Source organism: Nocardioides sp. zg-DK7169 (genome assembly GCF_013155365.1).
In the GTDB taxonomy this organism is placed as follows: Bacteria; Actinomycetota; Actinomycetes; order Propionibacteriales; family Nocardioidaceae; genus Nocardioides.
Map to the genome: position 1 here is coordinate 161,773 of NZ_JABJRA010000006.1, position 21,016 is coordinate 182,788.

General features: G+C 72.7%; 25 protein-coding genes. 8 read left to right on the forward strand and 17 right to left on the reverse strand.

The features are described from left to right. Window positions 1-14 precede the first annotated feature (14 nt). Genes rsmA through HOQ23_RS11525 form a run of 3 tightly spaced genes read left to right on the forward strand, consistent with a single transcriptional unit; the run spans window position 15 to window position 3,639 of the window. Window positions 15-899, forward strand: coding sequence for a 16S rRNA (adenine(1518)-N(6)/adenine(1519)-N(6))-dimethyltransferase RsmA (gene rsmA, locus HOQ23_RS11515; protein WP_172214735.1), 885 nt, complete (start codon window positions 15-17; stop codon window positions 897-899). Continuing rightward, on the forward strand, window positions 896-1,819 hold the full coding sequence (locus HOQ23_RS11520; protein ID WP_172214736.1) for a 4-(cytidine 5'-diphospho)-2-C-methyl-D-erythritol kinase: 924 nt from the start codon (window positions 896-898) through the stop codon (window positions 1,817-1,819). Before rsmA ends, HOQ23_RS11520 begins: the two co-directional genes overlap by 4 nt. Further along, window positions 1,816-3,639 (forward strand): ABC-F family ATP-binding cassette domain-containing protein, encoded by a 1,824-nt coding sequence (locus HOQ23_RS11525; RefSeq protein ID WP_172214737.1) that lies wholly within the window; start codon window positions 1,816-1,818, stop codon window positions 3,637-3,639. Before HOQ23_RS11520 ends, HOQ23_RS11525 begins: the two co-directional genes overlap by 4 nt. Window positions 3,640-3,669: 30 nt before the next feature. Here the strand turns inward: HOQ23_RS11525 and HOQ23_RS11530 are convergent, their stop codons facing one another. Beyond that, entirely contained in the window at window positions 3,670-4,155 is a 486-nt protein-coding gene (locus HOQ23_RS11530; protein WP_172214738.1) for a MarR family winged helix-turn-helix transcriptional regulator, read from the reverse strand. 111 nt (window positions 4,156-4,266) lie between these two features. Between HOQ23_RS11530 and HOQ23_RS11535 the strand changes: the two genes are divergently transcribed. Then, window positions 4,267-5,085 carry a trans-aconitate 2-methyltransferase gene (locus tag HOQ23_RS11535; RefSeq protein ID WP_172214739.1) on the forward strand — a complete coding sequence of 273 codons (819 nt, stop codon included), beginning with the start codon at window positions 4,267-4,269 and terminating at the stop codon, window positions 5,083-5,085. Beyond that, the gene (locus HOQ23_RS11540; protein WP_253945418.1) at window positions 5,085-5,492 is read left to right on the forward strand and encodes a VOC family protein; all 408 of its coding nucleotides are present in this window, start codon (window positions 5,085-5,087) and stop codon (window positions 5,490-5,492) included. The genes HOQ23_RS11535 and HOQ23_RS11540 overlap by 1 nt, the downstream gene beginning before the upstream one ends. Before the next feature lie 96 nt (window positions 5,493-5,588). Here HOQ23_RS11540 and HOQ23_RS11545 read toward each other — a convergent pair whose 3' ends face one another. Next, complete coding sequence (locus tag HOQ23_RS11545) at window positions 5,589-6,653, reverse strand: phosphotransferase (RefSeq protein ID WP_216654117.1); 1,065 nt, start codon at window positions 6,651-6,653, stop codon at window positions 5,589-5,591. Continuing rightward, window positions 6,650-7,756: a TIGR03857 family LLM class F420-dependent oxidoreductase gene (locus HOQ23_RS11550; protein WP_216654119.1), complete on the reverse strand. Its 1,107-nt coding sequence runs from the start codon at window positions 7,754-7,756 to the stop codon at window positions 6,650-6,652. The genes HOQ23_RS11545 and HOQ23_RS11550 overlap by 4 nt, the downstream gene beginning before the upstream one ends. A gap of 107 nt (window positions 7,757-7,863) precedes the next feature. On the opposite strand from HOQ23_RS11550, the gene HOQ23_RS11555 reads away from it, so the two are divergent. Then, complete coding sequence (locus tag HOQ23_RS11555) at window positions 7,864-8,331, forward strand: hotdog fold domain-containing protein (RefSeq protein WP_172214740.1); 468 nt, start codon at window positions 7,864-7,866, stop codon at window positions 8,329-8,331. Here HOQ23_RS11555 and HOQ23_RS11560 read toward each other — a convergent pair. The 4 genes from HOQ23_RS11560 to HOQ23_RS11575 all read right to left on the reverse strand — a co-directional run bounded on the left by HOQ23_RS11560 (window position 8,328) and on the right by HOQ23_RS11575 (window position 11,583). Continuing rightward, the gene (locus HOQ23_RS11560; RefSeq protein WP_172214741.1) at window positions 8,328-9,182 is read right to left on the reverse strand and encodes an amino acid ABC transporter permease; all 855 of its coding nucleotides are present in this window, start codon (window positions 9,180-9,182) and stop codon (window positions 8,328-8,330) included. The two genes, HOQ23_RS11555 and HOQ23_RS11560, sit on opposite strands and share 4 nt — an antisense overlap. A 1-nt stretch (window position 9,183) precedes the next feature. After that, window positions 9,184-9,870, reverse strand: coding sequence for an amino acid ABC transporter permease (locus HOQ23_RS11565; RefSeq protein WP_172214742.1), 687 nt, complete (start codon window positions 9,868-9,870; stop codon window positions 9,184-9,186). 71 nt (window positions 9,871-9,941) lie between these two features. Then, window positions 9,942-10,844: a glutamate ABC transporter substrate-binding protein gene (locus tag HOQ23_RS11570; protein ID WP_172214743.1), complete on the reverse strand. Its 903-nt coding sequence runs from the start codon at window positions 10,842-10,844 to the stop codon at window positions 9,942-9,944. Window positions 10,845-10,854: 10 nt separating this feature from the next. Then, window positions 10,855-11,583 (reverse strand): amino acid ABC transporter ATP-binding protein, encoded by a 729-nt coding sequence (locus tag HOQ23_RS11575; protein WP_172214892.1) that lies wholly within the window; start codon window positions 11,581-11,583, stop codon window positions 10,855-10,857. Between the two features lie 164 nt (window positions 11,584-11,747). On the opposite strand from HOQ23_RS11575, the gene HOQ23_RS11580 reads away from it, so the two are divergent. Further along, window positions 11,748-12,047: a hypothetical protein gene (locus HOQ23_RS11580; RefSeq protein ID WP_172214744.1), complete on the forward strand. Its 300-nt coding sequence runs from the start codon at window positions 11,748-11,750 to the stop codon at window positions 12,045-12,047. A 185-nt stretch (window positions 12,048-12,232) separates the two neighbouring features. On the opposite strand, the gene HOQ23_RS11585 is transcribed toward HOQ23_RS11580, so the two are convergent. Then, window positions 12,233-12,715: a DUF4829 domain-containing protein gene (locus tag HOQ23_RS11585; protein ID WP_172214745.1), complete on the reverse strand. Its 483-nt coding sequence runs from the start codon at window positions 12,713-12,715 to the stop codon at window positions 12,233-12,235. 216 nt (window positions 12,716-12,931) lie between these two features. Between HOQ23_RS11585 and miaB the strand changes: the two genes are divergently transcribed. Further along, entirely contained in the window at window positions 12,932-14,422 is a 1,491-nt protein-coding gene (gene miaB / locus HOQ23_RS11590; protein WP_172214746.1) for a tRNA (N6-isopentenyl adenosine(37)-C2)-methylthiotransferase MiaB, read from the forward strand. A gap of 115 nt (window positions 14,423-14,537) precedes the next feature. Here miaB and HOQ23_RS11595 read toward each other — a convergent pair whose 3' ends face one another. From HOQ23_RS11595 to HOQ23_RS11635, 9 genes are all read right to left on the reverse strand, one after another. Then, window positions 14,538-18,017 carry an Ig-like domain repeat protein gene (locus tag HOQ23_RS11595; protein ID WP_172214747.1) on the reverse strand — a complete coding sequence of 1,160 codons (3,480 nt, stop codon included), beginning with the start codon at window positions 18,015-18,017 and terminating at the stop codon, window positions 14,538-14,540. A gap of 136 nt (window positions 18,018-18,153) precedes the next feature. Beyond that, window positions 18,154-18,489: a hypothetical protein gene (locus HOQ23_RS11600; RefSeq protein WP_172214748.1), complete on the reverse strand. Its 336-nt coding sequence runs from the start codon at window positions 18,487-18,489 to the stop codon at window positions 18,154-18,156. Continuing rightward, a complete protein-coding gene (locus tag HOQ23_RS11605) occupies window positions 18,486-18,734 on the reverse strand; it encodes a hypothetical protein (protein WP_172214749.1) in 249 nt (82 codons plus the stop codon). Before HOQ23_RS11605 ends, HOQ23_RS11600 begins: the two co-directional genes overlap by 4 nt. Next, complete coding sequence (locus tag HOQ23_RS11610; protein WP_172214750.1) at window positions 18,731-19,216, reverse strand: NUDIX domain-containing protein; 486 nt, start codon at window positions 19,214-19,216, stop codon at window positions 18,731-18,733. The genes HOQ23_RS11605 and HOQ23_RS11610 overlap by 4 nt, the downstream gene beginning before the upstream one ends. Beyond that, window positions 19,213-19,410 carry a hypothetical protein gene (locus tag HOQ23_RS11615; protein WP_172214751.1) on the reverse strand — a complete coding sequence of 66 codons (198 nt, stop codon included), beginning with the start codon at window positions 19,408-19,410 and terminating at the stop codon, window positions 19,213-19,215. The genes HOQ23_RS11610 and HOQ23_RS11615 overlap by 4 nt, the downstream gene beginning before the upstream one ends. Next, the gene (locus HOQ23_RS11620) at window positions 19,407-19,622 is read right to left on the reverse strand and encodes an antitoxin (RefSeq protein WP_172214752.1); all 216 of its coding nucleotides are present in this window, start codon (window positions 19,620-19,622) and stop codon (window positions 19,407-19,409) included. Before HOQ23_RS11620 ends, HOQ23_RS11615 begins: the two co-directional genes overlap by 4 nt. Window positions 19,623-19,675: 53 nt before the next feature. Next, a complete protein-coding gene (locus HOQ23_RS11625; protein WP_172214753.1) occupies window positions 19,676-19,846 on the reverse strand; it encodes a hypothetical protein in 171 nt (56 codons plus the stop codon). Window positions 19,847-19,944: 98 nt separating this feature from the next. Continuing rightward, window positions 19,945-20,379 (reverse strand): universal stress protein, encoded by a 435-nt coding sequence (locus HOQ23_RS11630; protein ID WP_172214754.1) that lies wholly within the window; start codon window positions 20,377-20,379, stop codon window positions 19,945-19,947. A gap of 76 nt (window positions 20,380-20,455) precedes the next feature. Then, window positions 20,456-20,983: an NUDIX domain-containing protein gene (locus HOQ23_RS11635; RefSeq protein ID WP_172214755.1), complete on the reverse strand. Its 528-nt coding sequence runs from the start codon at window positions 20,981-20,983 to the stop codon at window positions 20,456-20,458. Window positions 20,984-21,016 lie beyond the last annotated feature (33 nt).

The window sequence follows — 21,016 nt, forward strand, 5'->3', positions numbered from 1 at the left end:
CTACGCTGGCGCCCATGTCTGACACCTCCGCCGGTCCGAAACTGCTCGGACCGGCGGAGGTGCGTCAGCTCGCGGCCGAGCTCGACCTCCGCCCCACCAAGCAGCGCGGCCAGAACTTCGTCATCGACGCCAACACGGTGCGCCGCATCGTGCGCGAGTCCGCGATCACCGAGGCCGACGTCGTGGTCGAGGTCGGCCCCGGCCTGGGCTCGCTGACCCTTGCGCTGCTCGAGGTCGCCGGCCGGGTCACCGCCATCGAGCTCGACCCGGTGCTCGCCGCCCGGCTGCCGCAGACCATCGCCGAGCACGCCCCCGCCCAGGCGGACCGCTTCGAGCTGGTGCTGGGCGACGCCATGCGGGTCACCGAGCTCCCCGGCCCCGCGCCCACCGCGCTGGTCGCGAACCTGCCCTACAACGTCTCGGTGCCGGTGCTGCTGCACCTGCTCGAGCTGCTGCCCTCCCTGGAGCGCGGCCTGGTGATGGTGCAGGCCGAGGTCGCCGACCGGCTGGCCGCCCGCCCCGGCTCCAAGGTCTACGGCGTCCCCTCGGTCAAGGCCGCCTGGTACGCCGACGTGAGGCGCGCCGGCTCCATCGGGCGCAACGTCTTCTGGCCGGCCCCCAACGTGGACTCCGGGCTGGTCGCCTGGACCCGCCGCGAGCCGCCGACCACCACCGCGACGCGCGTGGAGGTCTTCGCCGTCGTCGACGCCGCCTTCGCCCAGCGCCGCAAGGCCCTGCGCGGCGTGCTCAAGCCGCTCGCGGGCTCCGCGGCGGTCCTCGACGCCGCGCTCGCCGCGGCCGGGATCGACCCGCTGGCCCGCGGCGAGTCGCTGGGGATCGAGCAGTTCGTCGCGCTGACCGAGGGCATCGTCGCCGGGCGCCGGGAGGAGCGCGGATGAGCGAGCGCACCGTCCGTGCCCCCGCGAAGATCAACCTCCACCTCGGCGTCGGTGCGCCGCGCGAGGACGGCTTCCACCCGCTGGTGACCGTCTACCAGGCCGTCGGCCTGCACGACGACGTCACCGTGCGCGAGGCCGACGACTGGAGCGTCGAGGTGGCCGTCGCCGACTGGATGGCCGGCGTCGAGCTGCCGCCGGTCGAGGACAACATCGTCACCCGCGCCGCCGACCTGCTCGCCGCGCACCACGGCGTACCGCGTCGCGGGGCGGTGCACGTCGCCAAGGCGATCCCGGTCGCCGGCGGCATGGCCGGCGGCTCCGCGGACGCCGCGGCCGCGCTCGTCGCGCTGGACCGTCTCTGGGGCACCGGGACCACCGACGAGGACCTGCTGGCCCTGGCCGCCGAGCTCGGCAGCGACGTGCCGTTCGCCCTGGTCGGCGGTACGGCGCTGGGCACCGGCCGCGGCGAGCTCGTCGAGCGGGTCCCGGACGCCGGCACCTGGTGGTGGGTCGCGGTGCCCGCGCACGCGGGGCTCTCGACCCCGGCGGTCTACCGCCACTTCGACGTGATGGTCCCCGATGCGAGCGCGCAGCCCCCCGTCCCCGACACGCTGCTGGCCGCCCTGGCTGCGGGCGACGTCGACGCGCTGGCGGCCGCGCTGCACAACGACCTCCAGGCACCCGCGCTCGACCTGCGTCCCGAGCTCGGTGCCCTGATCGCCCGCGGGGAGGAGGCCGGCGCGCTGCGCGGGCTGCTCTCCGGGTCCGGGCCCACCTGTCTGTTCCTCTGCCGCGACGGCGACCACGCCCGCGAGGTCGCCGCGGCCCTCGACGCCGGCGATCCCGGCGACCACCCGCACCCGACCGTCCTCGTCGCCAACGGCGCGGTGTCGGGAGCCCACCTCGTGGAGTACGCGTGAGCACCGCCCCGAACAACCTGATCAACCTCGAGCGCGTCTCGAAGTCCTACGGCGTCCGCCCCCTGCTGGACGAGGTCTCCCTCGGCATCGGCGCGGGGGAGCGGATCGGCATCGTCGGGCGCAACGGCGACGGCAAGACCACCCTGCTGGAGGTGATGACCGGCATCGAGGAACCCGACTCCGGCCGGGTCTCGCGCATCCGCGGGCTGCTGATCGGCTACCTGCACCAGGGCGACGAGCTCTCCGACGAGCACACCGTCCGCGAGGCGGTCCTCGCCGGTCTCGCCGACCACGAGTGGGCCGCCGACCCGAGCACCCGCGAGGTCGTCGAGGTGCTCCTGGCCGGGATCGACCTGGACCGGCCGGTCGTGGGCCTCTCCGGTGGCGAGCGGCGCCGCTGCTCGCTGGCCGCGCTGCTGATCGGCGAGCACGACCTGCTGGTGCTCGACGAGCCCACCAACCACCTCGACGTCGAGGCGGTCGCCTGGCTGGCCGCCCACGTCGCCGCGCTGCCCTCCGCCCTCGTCGTGGTCACCCACGACCGCTGGTTCCTCGACGCCGTGTGCCAGTGGACCTGGGAGGTCCACGACGGCGCGGTCGACGCCTACGAGGGCGGGTACGCCGCGTTCGTGCTCGCCAAGGCCGAGCGCCAGCGCCAGTCCGCGGCCTCCGAGGTGCGCCGGCAGAACCTGGTGCGCAAGGAGCTCGCCTGGCTGCGCCGTGGCGCCCCGGCACGCACCTCCAAGCCGAAGTTCCGCATCGACGCCGCCAACGCCCTGATCGAGGACGTGCCGCCGCCGCGCGACCGGCTGGAGCTGCAGAAGTTCGCCACCCAGCGCCTCGGCAAGGACGTCCTCGACGTCGAGGACGTCGACCTGTACCGCGGCGAGCGTCAGCTGCTGCACCACGCGACCTGGCGCATCGGCCCCGGCGACCGGATCGGCATCGTCGGCGTCAACGGTGCGGGCAAGACCTCGCTCCTCTCGCTGCTGTCGGGCGACCTGCAGCCCAGCGCCGGCAAGGTGAAGACCGGCCGCACGGTCGCGCTGCGCCACCTGACCCAGCAGCTCGACCACCTCGACCCGACCGCGCGGGTGCTGCCCACCGTCGAGCGGGTTCGCCAGCTGACGCGCACCACCGACGGCGGGGAGATCACCGCGACCTCGATGCTGGAGCGCTTCGGCTTCACCGGCGACCGGCTCACCGCGCGCATCGGCGACCTCTCCGGTGGCGAGCGGCGCCGCTTCCAGCTGCTCATGCTGCTGCTCGACGAGCCCAACGTGCTGCTGCTCGACGAGCCGACCAACGACCTCGACATCGACACCCTCAACGTGCTCGAGGACTTCCTCGACCGTTGGCCCGGCACCCTGATCGTGGTCTCCCACGACCGGTACTTCCTGGAGCGGGTCACCGACTCGATCTGGGCGCTGCTCGGCGACGGCACCGTCTCGATGCTGCCGCGCGGGGTGGAGGAGTATCTCGAGCGGCGCGAGGCCTCGCTGGCGGCCGTGGACGCAGCCGCCGCCGCGGCGGCTGCCGCGCCCGCCGCCGTACCGACCGGGGCGACGGGGGCGACGGTGGCGTCTGGGAAGGCCCGGTCCGGCTCGGCCGAGGAGCGCACGGCGCGCAAGGCGCTGGCGCGGGTGGAGAAGCGGCTGGCGAAGATCGCGGAGCAGGAGGCCGTGCTCGAGGAGAAGATGGCCGCCAACCTCGAGGACTACGCGCTGCTCGCGGACCTCGGCAAGCAGATGTCGGCGCTCGCGGAGGAGAAGGACGCCCTCGAGCTGGAGTGGCTCGAGGCCTCCGAGCAGCTGGGGTGAGCCGGCCCAGCCGGGGTCAGGCGCCCGGCGTCAGCTGAACGGCACCAGCAGGGTGCGCAGCAGCGAGGCCAGCTGGGCCTGCTGATCGGTGTCGAGGTCGGCGAGGATCCCGGCCTCGGCCTCGAGCAGCTCGGTGAACGCGCTGTCCACCGCGCGCTTGCCGTCGGCGGTCAGGCGCACCAGCACGCCGCGTCGGTCGTGCGGGTCGGGGAGGCGCTCGACGAACCCGCGGGCGGCCAGCCGGTCGACCCGGTTGGTCATGGTCCCGCTGGTCACCAGCGTCTCGCGCAGCAGCCGCCCGGGGGAGAGCTCGTACGGCGTACCGGCGCGGCGCAGCGCGGCGAGCACGTCGAACTCCCACGCCTCGATGCCGTGCTGGGTGAAGGCCTCGCGCCGGGCCAGATCCAGGTGGCGGGCGAGGCGGGAGATCCGGCTGAAGACCGCGACGGGTGCCAGGTCCAGGTCCGCGCGCTCACGTCCCCAGGCCTCGACCAGCTCGTCGACCTCGTCCCGCATGGCGTCATGGTACCGCCCGGGTCGAGAATCTTGACATCGAGAGACTCGCGGCGGAGGATCGAAGTGTCTCGACGTCAAGAGACCTCCGATCCGCTCGCCCCGGGAGGCCCCATGAGCACCGGACCCGTTCCGCCGACTGCCTCCGGGTGGGACCCGGAGCGCTATCTCGCCTACGCCGACGAACGCGCCCGCCCGTTCCTCGACCTGCTCGCCCGCGTCGATGCCCGCGCGCCCCGACGGGTGATGGACCTGGGTTGCGGGCCGGGCAACCTCACCGCGCTGCTGGCCGCCCGCTGGCCGGGGGCCGAGGTGCGCGGGATCGACGCCAGCCCGGAGATGGTCGCGCGGGCGCACGCCGACCACCCCGGCCTCGCGGTCGAGGTCGGCGACCTGCGTGCGTGGTCGCCCGACGAGCCGGTCGACGTGCTGGTGGCCAACGCGGTCCTGCAGTGGCTGCCCGACCACCTCGCCCTGCTTCCCCGTCTCGTGGCGGCGGTGGCGCCCGGCGGCTGGTTCGCCTTCCAGGTGCCGGGCAACTTCGCGGAGCCCAGCCACGCGCTGCGCCGCGAGCTCGCCGCGGAGGAGCCGTACGCCGCCCACACCGCCGGCGCCGCCGAGCCGGGCGCCCACGACCCTGCGGTCTACCTCGAGGCGCTGGCCGCGCTCGGGTGCCAGGTCGATGCGTGGGAGACGACCTACCTGCACGTGCTGGAGGGCCCGGACCCGGTGTTCACCTGGATCTCGGGCACCGGAGCCCGGCCCACCCTCGAGGCGCTCGAGGCGGCGTCGCCACGGTTGCGCGCCTCCTTCGAGGTCGAGCTGCGCCGCCGCCTCGCCGCGGCGTACCCCGCCGCGCCGTACGGCGTGGTGCTGCCCTTCCGCCGGGTCTTCGTCGTGGCCCGCCGCCCGGAGTCGGAGGTGGCGTCCTGATGCCCGGGCGCGCGCCGCTGCGTCTGCACCACGTGCAGGTCTCCTGCCCACCGGGCGGGGAGGAGCTCGCGCGACGGTTCTGGGGCGAGGGGCTCGGCCTCGCCGAGGTCGAGAAGCCGCCGGCCCTGCGCTCGCGCGGTGGCGCCTGGTTCCGCTCCTACGACGCCGACGAGCAGGTGGTCGCGGAGGTCCACGTGGGCGTGGAGGACCCGTTCGTGCCGGCGCGGCGCGCGCACCCGGCCCTGCTGCTGGCGAGCGTGGCGGACCTCGAGGAGACCGGGTCGCGGCTGGTGGCGCTCGGCTTCGAGGTCGACGACCGCGAGCGGCACACCTTCGACGGCCACGAGCGGCTGCACGTCCGCGACGGGCACGGCAACCGCGTCGAGCTGCTGGTCACGGCCGGCTGAGCCCGCCGAAGCCACGGGCAGCGCGAGGACGTCCGGGCATGCAGGGGCCCCTCGAGCGAAGCGGGGGGAGCTACGCCCGAGGGGCCGCGCCCCACGCTAGCAGTCCCCGGCCGCGAGCGAGAGCGTGCCCAGGTCTCGGATCGCGGCGCAGGAGCGCGCGAGCATCGTGGCGAACATCCGGTCGCCCCGCTCGGTGCGGGTCCCGTAGGCGCAGCCGAAGACCGCCACCAGCGGCCCCTGGAGCATCGCGTACCGGTAGTCCTCGAAGGCCTCCTCGCGGGAGTAGCCCGTGACACCGTGCCCGAGCAGCGCCGCGTGCCAGGCGTCGACCAGGTCGCGCTCGTGCGCGCGGCGCTCGCCGACGTCGAGCCCGGTGCCGAGGAAGTACGCCAGGTCGCGCGCCGGCAGCGCGAGCGACAGCGTCTGCCAGTCCAGCGCCACGCAGCCCGCGTCACCGTCGGCGGCGAACATCAGGTTGTCCAGGCGGTAGTCGCCGTGCACCAGCCCGAACCGCTCCGCGCGCCCCCGTGCCCACCGCTCGCACAGCGGCACGCAGGCCGCCAGGGTCGCGGCGTCCGCGGGATCGACGAGGTCGCCCAGCCCGGCGAGGAAGATCTCGGTCGCGGGCCCGAAGAGCTCGCCCAGCAGGGCGGCGTCCTCGGCGCCGGTGCGGTCCAGCCCGTCGATGGCGGTGAGCGTCGGGTCGCACCAACGGGGCCCGTGCAGTCCGGCGAGGTTGAGGACCGCGTCGCGGGCCTGCGCGGGCGAGCAGCCCGCGAGCTGGTCGCCCTGCACCCGTGGGGCGAGGTCCTCCAGCAGCAGGACGAAGTCGGCCCCGTCGCCGGTCCAGGCCGCGTGGTGCACGCGCGGCACCCGCACCGCGACGGTCGGCGCGATCTCGTCGTAGAAGCGCAGCTCGCAGCGGTAGGCACCGGCCACCATCGCGCGGGCGCCGGGATCGGGGGTGGGGAGCTTGGCGAGCAGGGTGGCGGGCACGCGGGTGCCGACGTCGGGACCGGCCAGCCGCAGCCGCACGCAGGTGCCCATCTGGCCGGTGCCGACCGGCTCGGCCGCCACCGCCTCGATGCGTACGCCGAGGGCCGCGGCCAGCCACGGCGCGGTCAGCTCGTCCGGGGTGGTGACGACCGGCGCGGCGCTCACCGGGACCAGCCCGGGTTGCGCGGCAGCGTGTCCAGCCCGTCGGGACGGACCGCTCGCCAGGCGTCCAGCACCGGGGCCAGCTCGGCAGGAGTGGCGCCGTGCAGGATGACGCTGTCCGCGCCCGCGTCGAGCTGGTCGCGCACCCGGGTGGCGCACTGCGCGGGGGAGCCGGTCGCCGCCGGGAGCCAGTCGGCGGGCAGCAGCTCGGCGAGCCGGGTGAGCTCCTCGACGGTGCCGACGGCGTCGAACGCCCCGGCGTACCCGCTCACCACGGGGTCCTCGCGGAAGCGGCGCAGGTCCTCGGGGTCCCACCCGTTGGCGCGCACCAGCACCTCGCCGTACCCCTGGAGGTAGGTGGCCAGGCGCCCGACGAGGCGGCGCAGGCGCTGCTCCTCCTCGATCTCGTCGCTCACGGTGGCCAGCACCGCCCAGACCCGCACCGACGCGGGGTCGCGGCCGGCCTCCTCGGCGGCGCGGCGCACGGTGGCCACCGAGCGGGCGAGGGTCTCGTCGGTGAGGAAGGTGTGCAGGACCACGCCGTCGGCGACCCGCCCGGCGAGGGCGAGCGACGTCGGTCCGATCGCGGTCATCAGCACCGGCACGTGCTCGTCGAAGGAGGGGTCCTGGGACAGGTAGGGGTAGCTGCCGGCCGGGCCGTCGTGGCCGAAGGCCTCGCCGCGCCACAGCCGCCGGTAGATCCCGACCGCGTCGGCCAGCTGGGCGCTGGTCACGCGCGGCAGCCCCATCACGTCGAAGAGCAGGTCGAAGCCGCGCCCCAGGCCGAGCGCGTAGCGCCCCCGGCTCATCCGGTGCAGCGTCGTCGCCATGGTGGCGGTGACCAGCGGGTGGCGGGTGTTGTGGTTGGTGGCCGCGGTGCCGATCCCGATCCGCTCGGAGGCCGCGACGGCCGCGCCGGCCAGCACGCCGGCGTCCTTGAGGTTGAAGCGCTCGGAGAGGAAGACGGCGCCGATGCCCAGCCGCTCGGCGAGGCGGACCTCGTCGAGCAGGTCGCCGGGGGAGGAGGTGTGCCCGGCCAGGCCGTAGCAGCCGATCTCGGGCAGCGGCTCGATGGCCGCCTCGGGTCCTGCTGTGGCGTGGGTCACGTCGCGGACGCTAGCAGCGCAGTTGACACGTGTCAGCCCACAGCGCCCCACCGGGCGCCGCCCAGGGTGGGTGGACGCCGAAGTTACTGATCGGTAATCTCCGGGCCATGAGTCAGGTCCTCGCGCTGTGGCGCAAGACGAGCAGCATCCCCGTCGTCGGCACCCGGGTCTTCTCGGTGCTGTTCTCCCAGAAGGCGCCGTACTTCGCGACCGTGCGGCCCCGGTTCACCGTGCTCGAGCCGAACCGCGCCGAGCTGGTGGTCCGCAGCCGCCGCGGGGTGCACAACCACCTCGGGACCGTGCACGCGATCGCGCTGTGCAACGGCCTCGAGGCGGCGATGGGTGCGTTGGCGGAGGCGAGCGTCCCCGCGGACCGGCGCTGGATCCCCAAGGGGATGGAGGTCGCCTACACCGCGAAGGCCACCGGCGACGTCACCTGCATCGCCGAGACCGACCCCGAGCAGTGGACGGCGGACGCCCCCGACCTCCCGGTGCGTGTGCACGGCCGGCTGGCCGACGGCACCGTGGTGATCGAGGGCGTCATCCGGCTGTGGGTGACCCCGCGACGGGTCTAGAGCGTGCCGCGGCCGTCGTCGAAGCCCGTCGCAGCGACCTCGAGCGGGGCGGCCTTCTCGCCGACGTAGCGCTTCTGCGCCCACGTCGCGAGTGCGGTGAGGAGCAGGTTGACGACGATGTAGATCGAGGCGATCACCAGCGCGGCCGGGACCTGGTTCTTGAACTCCTGCGAGATCTGGTCGTAGACGTAGGTCAGGCCGGGAGCCAGGATGTAGGCGCCGAGGCTGGTGTCCTTCAGTGCGACGATGCACTGGCTGATCAGCGCGGGGAGCATGATCTTGACCGCCTGCGGCAGCTGGATCTGCACCATCACCTGGGTCTTGCGCATGCCGAGGGCGTAGGCCGCCTCCACCTGGCCGCGCGGGACGGCGTTGATGCCGGCGCGGAAGACCTCGGCGAGGACCGCGCCGTTGTAGCAGGTCAGCGCGATGATCACGCACCACATCGGGGACAGCGGGCCGTTGCCGATGGCGAACAGGTAGAAGCTGAAGATCATCAGCATCAGCACCGGGACGGCGCGGAAGAACTCCACGACGACCCAGGACGGCCAGCGCAACCAGGCGTGCTCGGAGACCTTGCCGATGCCGAACACGAGGCCGAAGACGATGGCGAGGACGATGGCGCCGAAGGCCATCTGCAGGGTGTCGAGGAGACCCTGGAGGATCACCTCGACGTACGACGGGGTGAGGAAGACCTCCCACTTTTCGTACTCGAGCTGCCCGGTGACCTGCAGGCGCCAGGCGAAGAACCCGATGATGCCGGCGAGGGCGAGCAGGGTGAGGACGGTGTAGACGCGGTGGCGCGCGATCGTGCGCGGCCCGGGCGCGTCGAAGAGGACGTTGCCGCTCATCTCAGGCCACCTTCCACTTGCGCTCGAGGACGTAGGACGAGAGGGCCACGATCTCGACGAGGATGATGTAGCCGAGGGCGAAGAGCAGGAAGATCTGGATGCGCTCGTCGGCGTTGTTGTTGGTGAAGGCACGCATGGTGGCGGTCGCCTCGGCCATGCCGAACGCGGCGGCGACGGAGGTGTTCTTGATCAGCGCGACCTGCACGCTGGTCAGCGGAGGGACGACGGCACGCAGCGCCTGGGGGAGCACGACGTAGCGCATGCTCTGGGCGAAGGTCAGCCCGACGGCGCGGGCCGCCTCGGCCTGGCCGAGGTCGACGGAGTTGACGCCGGAGCGGAAGGCCTCGCACACGAAGGCGGAGGTGTAGAGCGTCAGCGCGAGGGTCGAGCGCACGAAGAACGCCGAGACGCTCCAGCCGGCGATCTCGATGTCCTCGACCCACTTGAAGTTGTAGCCGAGCTTGGGCATCGCCGCGGCCATGAAGATGAAGATCATCAGCAGCGGCGTGTTGCGGAAGATGATCACGTAGAGCGCTGCGGCGCGGCGCATGATCGCGACCGGACCGACCCGCAGCGACGCGAGGAACAGGCCCAGCACGAGCGAGCCGATGCCGGAGACGACGAACAGCCCGAGGGTCACCCCGAATGCCTTGAGGTACTCGTCGAAGTTCGAGAAGACCGCCTCCACGGGCGTGTCCCCTTCCGTGAGGGACCGGCGGGAGCCTGTCGGGACTCCCGCCGGTCAGTGACGTGCGAAGGTCAGGCGTCGCAGGACTGGAGCTCGGGCTTCTCGGGAGCGTCCACGCCCGACTCGCCGAGGGTGACGTCGAACGCCTCCTCCCACGAGCCGTCCTCGAAGGCCTGGGTCAGCGTGTCGTTGATCCACTGGCACATCTCGGGACGGTCCTTGGAGTAGCCGATGCCGTAGAGCTCCTCGGAGAACGGCTCGCCGACGACCTTGAGGTCGTCGGGCTGCTCCGCGGCGTACCCCAGCAGGATCGTGCCGTCGGTGGTCATCGCGTCGACGGTGCCGTCGAGGACCTGGTCGACGCACTCGGAGTAGGTGTCGAAGCCGCGCGGCTTGGCACCCTCCTTCTTGACGTTGTCCAGGGAGGTGGAGCCGGTGACCGAGCAGACCTCGCTGCCCTTGATGTCCTCGACGCCGTTGATCTCGTCGTTGTCGGAGCGGACCAGCAGCTGCTGGCCGGTGACGTAGTACGGGCCGGCCTGGCCGACGACCTGGCGGCGCTCGTCGGTGATCGAGTACGTCGCGATGACCAGGTCGACCTCGCCCTCCTGGAGGAACGGCTCGCGGTTGTCGGAGATCGTCTCCTTCCAGGTGATGTCCTCGGGGGCGATGCCGAGCGAGCCGGCGAGGATCTTGCCGATCTCCGGGTCGAAGCCGCGGGGCATGTCGTCGGTGGCGCCCTTGAAGCCCAGGCCGGGCTGGTCGTACTTCACGCCGATGGTGATCTTGCCGTCCTCGGCGAGCTCCTTCATCCGAGTCCCGTCCTCGAACTCGTCTGCGGCGTTCTCCGCGACGTCGACGTCACGGGTCTCGCTGTCGTCGTTGCCGGCGTTGCCGCAGGCGGTGATGGAAGTGGCCAGGACGGCGGCGGCTGCCGCTGCCGTGAACCGGCGGAGGGTCGGACGAGGTCGCATGCTGTCTCCTTCAGTGCTTGAGGATCTTGCCGAGGAAGTCCTTGGCTCGATCGCTCTGCGGGTTGGTGAAGAACTCTTCGGGGGTGTTCTCCTCGACGATCGCGCCGTCGGACATGAAGACCACCCGGTCGGCGGCGGTGCGCGCGAAGCCCATCTCGTGGGTGACCACGACCATGGTCATGCCGCGTCGGGCCAGGTCGACCATGACCTCGAGGACCTCCGAGATCATCTCCGGGTCCAGGGCCGAGGTCGGCTCGTCGAAGAGCATCACCTTCGGCTCCATCGCCAGCGCGCGGGCGATCGCGACGCGCTGCTGCTGGCCGCCGGAGAGCTGGGCGGGGTACTTGTCGGCCTGGTGGCCGACCCCGACGCGGTCGAGCAGCTCGCGTGCGCGCTTCTCGGCGTCCGCCTTGGACTGCTTGCGGACCTTGATCGGCCCGAGGGTGACGTTCTCGAGGATCGTCTTGTGGGCGAACAGGTTGAAGCTCTGGAACACCATCCCGACGTCGGCACGCAGCGCGGCGAGCTGCTTGCCCTCCTGGGGCAGCGGCTGGCCGTCGAGGCTGATCGTGCCCTTGTCGATGGTCTCGAGGCGGTTGATGGCGCGGCACAGCGTGGACTTGCCCGATCCCGAGGGACCGATGACCACGACCACCTCGCCGCGGCCGATCGACAGCTGGATGTCCTGCAGGACGTGCAGGCTCCCGAACCACTTGTCGACGTGGTCCAGCACCACCAGGGGCTCAGTCATGGTCTCCTCCGTGCCCACTCGGGGGAGGCGTGAACCCCCGGAGATCGGGTAGGTGGGTAGGTGTGTCCGAACTGTGACCTGTCTTCAGGCACGGTCCCGACGGATCGGTGTGGTCGCCTGCGATGAGTCGCGGCGTCGGGGAGGATATCCCAGTGAGCACACACGACGCCTTCAGCACCATCTCCGTGCGGCACACCGACGGCAGCCGCGAGGTCCACGCATGTGCCCGGTTCCTCGGGATCCGCGACGGCTACCTCTTCCTCGAGGACGGCGTCCCGACCGACCGCGCGGGCATGGGCATCAAGACCGCCCAGACCCACGTGCTCGCCCTCGCCGACGTCGCCGCGGTCGACATCGAGACCCACCCGGACAGCGACGACAACAGCGAGACCGGCCTCGCCCTGGAGTCCGCCGGGCTGCTGAACCTCGACGGGACCGTCTACGCCGGCTGAGCCGGGCGTCCGCGGACCTCGGCGGCGGCGCTCTGATCTCCGGCTGCTGCTGTCGTGGACGGGCGGGCAGAAGTGCGGTGCCGGCCCTGGGGGCCGCCTGAGGCGGAGGTCTCAGCGCGACTTCTGCCCGCCCGCTGCCGCGTTGTCCGTCCGCGGCATCCTGAACTGGCGCGCGCCAGCAATGGTCAGCCGGTGCCCTGGCCAAAGATGCGCCAAGGAGAGTCGGGCGAGTCACGCACCAACAGGTAGCCCCACGTCGTGGTTCCCTCGGGCATCGAGACGTCGCCGTGGAAGAGGCGCCAGTCCACGTCGAAGGTCACCGGGACGTTGGCAACCTCTTCGGGGGCCGAGCGGCCCGAGAGCTCAGGGCGTTCGGTGAAGTGGTCGCGCACGTCCACGTCCGTCAGGCTCGCGACCTGGCGGCACCACGATCGGGCGCTGTCCTTGGCATCGCTTGCCATGACGGTCTCGGCGGTATCGCAGTCGTGGGCGTTCAGAGCGTCGAGGTACGCCGTCACCACCTGCTCCGGAGTGGCGTTGTGCGCGGGAACAGCGATGTGATCGGACTGTCGTGGGAGGAGCAGTAGGTAGGCGACAACGCCCACGACGATGACCACGCTCACGCCCAGGACCACGCCCATGACGAGGCGCCGTGAACCCTTCGACACCCGTGCATCCTCACATTCCATCCCCGCCTTGCGAGACCTCGTCCACGATGCTGAGCCTGCCGAGCAGTCGGTCGTAGGACAGCGCGGTCGATTGCCGGAGCCTCTTCTCCTTGGCAACGGCGAAGAGGTGGTCGCCCGCTCGGCGGAGGGCCGCGTCGCGAGCAGGTGCCTCGGAGTTCGCCGAAGCGGCGGCGGCGCTCGTAGGCTTGAGCGGTTATGAGCAACGCGCGCACGTACGAGGTCCGCACCTACGGGTGCCAGATGAACGTCCACGACTCCGAGCGCCTGACCGGGCTGCTGGAGGACTCGGGCTACGTGCCCTCCCCGGCCGGCGAACAGGCCGACGTCGTCGTGTTCAACACCTGCGCGGTGCGCGAGAACGCGGACAACAAGCTCTACGGCAACCTCTCCCACCTCGCGCCGATCAAGGCCGCCAACCCGGGCATGCAGATCGCCGTCGGCGGCTGCCTGGCGCAGAAGGACCGCTCGACGATCACCGAGCGGGCGCCGTACGTCGACGTCGTCTTCGGGACCCACAACATCGGCTCGCTGCCGGTGCTGCTGGAGCGGGCCCGGGTGCAGGAGGAGGCCCAGGTCGAGATCCTGGAGAGCCTCGACGTGTTCCCCTCGACGCTGCCCACCAAGCGCGAGTCGGCGTACGCCGCGTGGGTGTCGATCTCGGTCGGCTGCAACAACACCTGCACCTTCTGCATCGTCCCGGCGCTGCGCGGCAAGGAGAAGGACCGCCGCCCCGGCGACATCCTCGCCGAGGTCCGCGCGCTGGTGGCCGAGGGCGTCAGCGAGATCACCCTGCTGGGCCAGAACGTCAACGCGTACGGCGTGGAGTTCGGCGACCGTCAGGCCTTCTCCAAGCTGCTGCGGGCGTGCGGCGAGATCGAGGGCCTGGATCGGGTGCGCTTCACCAGCCCGCACCCGGCGGAGTTCACCGACGACGTCATCGAGGCGATGGCCGAGACGCCGAACGTGATGCCGAGCCTGCACATGCCGCTGCAGTCCGGCTCCGACCGGCTGCTGCGTGCGATGCGCCGCTCCTACCGCTCCTCGAAGTTCCTCGGCATCATCGAGCGGGTCCGCGCCGCGATGCCGGACGCCGCGATCACCACCGACATCATCGTCGGCTTCCCCGGCGAGACCGAGGAGGACTTCCTCGAGACGATGCGGGTGGTGCGCGAGTCGCGCTTCTCCAGCGCCTTCACCTTCCAGTACTCCAAGCGCCCCGGCACCCCCGCCGCCGACCTGCCCGACCAGGTGCCGGCCGACGTGGTCAAGGACCGCTACCTGCGCCTGGCCGACCTGGTCTCCGAGATCGCCTGGGAGGAGAACAAGAGGATCGTCGGGCGCACCGTCGAGCTGATGGTCGCCGAGGGCGAGGGCCGCAAGGACGCCGCCACCGCGCGGCTGTCCGGCCGGGCGCCGGACAACCGCCTGGTGCACTTCGAGGCCGACTTCTCCCGCGTGGACGCCGACTCCGTGCGCCCCGGGGACATGGTCACCGTCGAGGTCACCTATGCCGCGCCGCACCACCTGGTCGCCGACGGCCCCGTCCTCGGCGTACGACGCACGCGCTCGGGCGACGCCTGGGAGGCGCGCACCGCCGCGCCGCAGGCCTCCGGCGTCTCGCTGGGGATGCCCGCGATCGGCGTACCGGCGCCGCTGCCGGACGCCGCCCCCGCCTGCGGCGTCTGAGGCACGTGGCCGCCTCGGGCCGCGCCACCTGACGCCGACCGAGCCCAGCCCCACCCAGCAGCGAACCCCTCTCGACCGCGGTCGAGAGGGGTTCGCTGCGTCGGGGCTCAGCGCGTCAGCGCTTCACCTTCACCTTCCGGGTGAGGACCGCGCGGGCGACGTCGTCGTTGCCCTGGTAGGTCACCACGAGCGGTGCCTTGGTCCGCAGCTGCTTGGCGGTGAAGAACGCCTTCTTCAGCTTCGGCAGCCGTACGACGGCGCGGCCGTCGACCAGGCGGGCCTGGACGGTCTTCTTGCCGAGCTTGACGGTCAACCGGCCGTTCGTGGCCGCGCCGGTCAGTCCGCGGGCGGCGAGGGTCGCGGTGACCGTCGGTCGCTTGCCGAGCCGGACCGTCTTCGCGGTGACGGCGACCTTGAGGCTCGCCGCCAGCTTGGCGCTGGTGGCGCTGACCGCCTCGCTGGTGGCGGGGTCCCACCGGCGGTCGGCCGGGACGAACGCGGCGGTGTAGCTCCGCCTGCCCAGGGGCGCCCGGTCGACCTGCAGCGTCGCGACGCCGTCCGTCACGGCGACCGTGCCCAGGACGGTGGCGCCGTCACGGAACTCGACGCTGCCCTCGGGGGCGGGGTCGCCGGCCACCTCGGCGGTGAGCGTCGCCGCCCGGCCGAGCGTGGTCACCGTGAGGGAGAGCCCGGCCTCGGCGACGGGCGCGAGGACCAGCGTGGCCGTGGCCGCGCCGGAGGTGCCGACGGCGTTGAGCGCCACCACCGAGACCTCGTGCTCGCCCGGTGCGAGGTCGGCGACGTCGAGCACGGACTCGGTCGCGTCGGCCGCGACCTCCTCGGTGAGCTCGCCGACGCTCACCCGGTAGCCGGTCACAGGCGTGCCCCCGTCGGAGGCGGGCGCCTCCCAGGCGACGCGGGCCGAGCGGTCGCGAGGCTCGAAGTCCGCCGCCAGCGCGCGCGGGGCGCCGGGCTGGACCATGACGTCGGCCGAGGCCTCGGCGGACGACTGGCTCCACCGCTTGCTCGTGGGCACGACGACCGCGACGTAGGTCTGCCGGCCCAGTGGCTGGTCGGTGAGCGTGAGCTCCGCGACGCCGCGGGTCGTCGTCGCGTCGGCGACCAGCGCGAGGTCGTTCGCGCGCCGCACGGTGACCCGGCCGTCGACCAGCGCGTCGTCCGTGCTCGACCGGGTGGTGACCCGCAGGGTCACCGTGCGCCCGCTGGTGTCGGCGGTCATCGCCGTGCGGCTCGCCGTGGGAGCGGGGACCTCGAGCTCGGCGCGGGCGGGCGTGGAGGCGCCCCGCGCGTTCACGGCCTGGACCTGGAGGCCGAACGTGCCGGTCCCGGCCGGGAGGGTGTGCGAGGTGGCCGACGCCGCGACGGTGTGGGTGGCACCGCCCGCGGTCACGCGGTACGCCGTGACGGCCGAGCCGCCGGTGTGCTCGGGCGCGCGCCAGGTCACGGTGACCTCACGGGTGTCCTGGTCTAGGCTCAGGGCGAGGTCGCGCACCGTCGACGGGGCGGTCTGCGGCGTCGTCGCGGTGGCGGTGCGGGACGGGCTCCAGCGCTTGTCCGCGGGGACGTACTCCGCCGTCAGCTCAGTGCCGACGACGTCCTCGTAGGGCACCGTCACGGTCGCCTCGCCCCGCACCAGCGCGACGGGCGCCACGAGCTCGCGATCACCGGCCGTCACCCGCACGGTGCCCTCGGCCGTCGTCGTGCTGGAGGTGACCCGGGTGCGCAGGCTCACCGTCCTGGCGGCGTCGGCGTAGGTGGCCGTGAGTGCCGTGGTGGTCGTGGCCGGCGCCGGGGACCTGAAGGTCGTCCCGGCCACCTGGCCGTCGCCGAGGGCGTTGTTGGCGTTGACGTAGACCTGCAGGTCCCCGGCCGGGACGTCGGTGAAGGTGTGTCGCCGCGCCGAGGCGTCGAGCCGGATCGTCGGCATCTTGCCGAGCTGTTCGCCGACGGTGTAGCCGGTGACGGGGTGCCCGCCGTCCTCGGCGGGCGGCTGCCAGGTGACCGTCAGGTTGCGGGTCGCGGGGTCGAAGCTGTGCGTGAACGCGGTCGGCTGCAGCGGCGGGGTCGTGACCGGTACGCCGTCACACCCGGTGACGCTCCAGTCGTAGTAGCCCAGCACGCCGTAGTCGTTCTGGTACTCGCCCCTGGCGTCGGTCATGATCTGCAGGTAGTACGTGTCTCTCGGCAGGCCCTTGATGGTGGTGTCGATGTCCTCGCGGCTCGACGGGGCGTGCTCGAAGACGTCGTCTCCGACGGAGTTGTTCACCTTGATCCGGGTGTCGGTGTTCGAGCCCTTGGGGGCGATGTTGACGCGGACCTTCACATCGCCCTGACAGGTCCCCAGCTGGAAGGCGTCGATGTCCCGGGTCTCGTGGTGACCGTCCTCGCCGCTGGTCGCGGCGGTACGCGTCCATCGCGCGTCCTGCCAGTTGTCCGGCCCGCCGTCCGCGCGCGAGCCGAGCCGGCCGCGGATGATCGACAGGTCCTCCTGGTCGGGCCGGGTGGCGTCCGGCCAGGCGCCGTTCGCCCACCGGGTGTGTTCCTTGCCGTAGCTGTTGCCCATGATGGGTGCCCAGCCGCTGTGGCCGGCGTAGTACTCCGTGCTGCCCTTGCCGTGGTGGCGCAGGCCGAGGTTGTGGCCGATCTCGTGGCTGGTCACCTCGGCCACGTTGGCCGCGGAGTTCCCCGACCCGCGGGTGAAGGACCAGGCCGGCTTGTACTGGTGCCAGTACGGGTCGATCCCCACGTAGGCGACGCCGCCGCAGCTCTCGTCGCACAGCGCCTTGTGCGCGGCCTTGTCGCCGGTGATCACCGCGTGGTAGCCGCGGAAGGTGAGCAGGTTGGCGGGGGCGACCGTGGTGACGTTGACGTTGAAGGGGTGGAAGTCCTCGGCGACGCGCTGCCAGACCTCGATCACGGCGCGCTTCTCGTCGTCGTTGAACGCCGCGCCGTTGTTCTTCGGGTCCCATCCGGGGACGCTCCCGGAGAGCCCGTAGCTCTGCTGCCACGCCGAGCCGTAGGAGGAGGAGATCTCGACGCCGTCGAAGTCGAGGTAGATCGTCGCGCTCGCCCCGGGCAGCGAGTTGAGGTTGAACGCGTCCTTGACATCGATGTCGCGGGCGATGGCCGCGACCCCGGGGGCCTGGTCCTGGTCGCCGTCGATGCCGTGGTCGTGGTCGTCCGGGCTCGTGGACGCGTCGCGCAGGTGGGCCGGCGCGGCGGGGTCGACGAAGAGCAGGTCGCCGTCGGGAGTGACGTGCAGGGTGTCCTGCGAGTCCAGGTCGTGACGCAGCTCGGCGACGGAGAGGTCGTTGTGCTCGGCGACGTCGCGCAGGTCGGCGCGCTCGAGCAGCTCGAGCGCCTCCGGGCCGGGGGTCGGTTCGGCGAGCAGGTCGGACAGGTCGGGTCCCTCGCCGGCGCCCGTGCCGCCCTGGGGGGCAGGTGTGCTCGGAGAAGGGACGGCCTGGGCGCTGGGCGTGGCGCCGAGGGTGCTGAGCACCAGCGCGCTACCGAGCGCGAAGGTCGCGCCCAGTCTGAGGGCGCGCCGACGCCGGGAATGGAACAGGGAGTGCACGTGCAGTCCTCCGTGAACGGGCGCACTCCCGAGAGCGCGCGCAGGGTCGTTTGAAGAGACGACTTTAAACGGAGGCTGCGTGCATTTAGTACTCCGTCTTACGGAGTGTCGTGTTAGTGGGGGCCGGCGGCCCGGATCAGGGTTGGTAGGGCTTGTCCGCCGAGCGCGGGTCGGCGCTGGGGTAGCCGGCCTTGGGGGGCAACCCGGCCGGGTTCTCCTCGCGGCCGCCGGGTGACTTCTCTGGGGGATTGTCCTCTGCGGGGTCCGGCTCGTCCTCGGGCCCGGCCGCCGCGACGCCCCCGGGCCCCGCGCCCGTGGTCACGTCGCGCTCGCCGGTGCGGGCGGTCTGCCCGGGGCCGGTGGGGCCGACCCGCTCGCTGCTCACCCCCATGTCGCCGTCGCGGTCGTGCGTGGGGTCGGGACTGGTCTCGGGCCCGGGCTCGACGTCCGGCGGCGGGCCGGGCTCGCTCATGCGGGCGACTCCTCCTCGGCGGGAGTGGGCTCCTCGTCGCGGGTCGCCTCGGTGCTGGTGTCCTCGCCCTCCTGCAGCGTGTCCGGGGCGGAATCGGTGTCCACCGCGGGGTTGGCCTCCAAGGTGAGGTCCGCGGGGACGGCGCTGCGCTCCTCCGGCAGGGCGTCGGCGCCCCCGGGGTTGGGCTCGCCGGGCTCGATCACCGGGTCGGGCTTGGGGCCGAGGTCGACCTCGTCCTTGCTCATTCAATGCTCCCTTCGAAGCCGAGGGTCAGGTAGGGAGGGGCGGTACCCGCCGCGATCGCCTCCAACACCACCCGCTCGTGGGGGACCACCGGGTCGGGCAGGGCCGCCAGCGGGAACCAGCGCAGCGCGGCACAGCGGTGCGGCTCCACCACTCGCGGCGTGCCGCGCCACGAGCGCGCGGTGAAGAAGAAGTCGACGCGTTCGCCGATCGGCTCACCGCCGCCGGTGCGCTGCAGCGTGGTGAGGAAGTCCAGCGCGAGGTCGTGCACGCCGATCTCCTCGGCGGCCTCCCGGCGCGCCGCGTCGTACGCCGTCTCGCCGCGCTCCACGTGCCCGGCGGCGCCCGCGGCCCAGTGCTCGTCCATGAAGCCGGTGCCGCGGCGCAGCTGGAGCAGGACCTCCCGCCCGTGCGGCCCGTCGCGGACCGGGAACACGTAGGCCGCCGGCACCACGACGAACCGCCCGTGGGGCGGTGCGGTCACTCCTCGTCCGTCTCCACGAGGTCCTGCGGGGTCTCGGCGGGCTCGCCGTCCGGCTCGTACACGGTGCCGGTGTCGGGGGAGACCTGGTCGCCCTCGTCCGCCTCGGGGAGGTACTCCTCGGCGTCGGGGGCCTCGGTCGGGGCGACCTCCTCGGCCACCACGTCCTCGGGCACCTCCGGGGAGAGGTCGCTCATCGGGCCCCGCCCTCGCCGTCGCGCCGGGGGCGGTCGAGCTTCGTGAGCGCGTCCTTGGCCTTCGCCACGCCGGAGCCGATCCTGTCGGCGTGCTTGCCGCCGGTGCGCTGGTCGATGGTGTGGGCGGCCTTGTCGATGCCGCCGGAGATCTTGTCGCCGTGCTTGTTCACCGCGTCGCCGAGCTTGGCCCTGGCGTCGTCGAGGAATCCCATGGGTGTCTCCTGCCGCTGGGGTCGGGGTCGATCTTCCACGGTAGCCGCGCCCGCTACTGCGACGGCTGGTCGAGGGAGGTGGCGGCGTTCTCCTGCTGCACCGCGGCGTCGACGGCGTCCTGCTGCGGTCGGTCGCCGTGCGGCGTGGGGACGTCGCGGTCGTCGCTGATCTCGTCGGGCTCGGGGTCGGCGCCGGTGGGCTGCTCGGGTCGGGACTCGGTCATGAGGTGCCCGTACCCGCAACCGGCGCCCGTACCCGCAACCGGCGCCCGCTCACGCGAGGGATCGCGCGGGCGGGCGCCGGTCGGGCGGGAGCCGTGGGTCAGCGGCGGTGCGTGTGCGCGATGTAGACGTCGCAGTGCGCCTTGTGCGCGATCTCGCTGGCGATGCTGCCCAGCACCCGGGCGAGCCCCTGCACGCGCTTGTTGCCGACCACGATCAGGTCGGCGTCGAGCTCGTCCGCGGCGCGCACGATCGCCTCGGCGGGCTGCCCGACGGCGGCGGCGGTGTGCACCTTGAGGTCGGGGAACTCGGTGCGCAGCGCGTCGGTGACCTCGTTGGCCACCGAGAGGGCGTCGCCCTCGGAGCTGTACACGAACTCGTCGCTTCCGGCCTTGAAGCGCTCCACCTCGAACTTGCCGTACGCCGAGAGCACGTGCAGCTCGGCGCCCAGCGACATGGCCAGGCGGGCCGCCGTCCGGGCGGCCTCGGCCGCGGTCTCGCTGGCGTCCACGCCGGTCACGATCCTGGTCGTCATCTGCACTCCTGAGGGGGTCGGCGAACTTGCCTGGATCCTAGGGGGACCGCACGCGGGTCCCGAGGTCTCGTCGCAGTCAGCGAACGTCGTCGTGGAATCCGACACTGGTGTAGGCCGGCACCTCACCCGCGGCGAGCAGCTCGAGCACGACCCGCTCGTGCGGCACGACCGGCTCGGGCAGCGCGACGAGCGGGAACCAGCGCAGGTCCGCGCACTTCTCCGGCTCCACCACCCGGGGCTCGCCGCGCCACGTGCGCGCGGTGAAGAAGAAGTCCACCCGCTCGTCGATCGGGTCGGCGTGCAGGGTGCGCTGCATCGTGGTCAGGAACGCCAGCTCCAGGCCGTCGACGCCGGTCTCCTCCAGCGCCTCGCGCCGCGCCGCGTCGTACGCCGTCTCGCCGCGCTCGACGTGGCCGGCGGCCGCGGCCGCCCAGAACCCGTCCATGTAGGGGGTGTTGCTCCGCAGTTGGAGCAGCACCTCGGTGCCCTGCGGGCCCTCGCGCAGCAGGTACACGTAGGACGCGGGGACCACCACGAAGCGGCCCTGGTGCGGGTCGGGCTGCGCATCGGTGCGGGGGGCGGCGTGGGGGTCGGGGGATCCCATGGGGTGCTCCTGGGGCGGTGCGGGCGGCGAGGG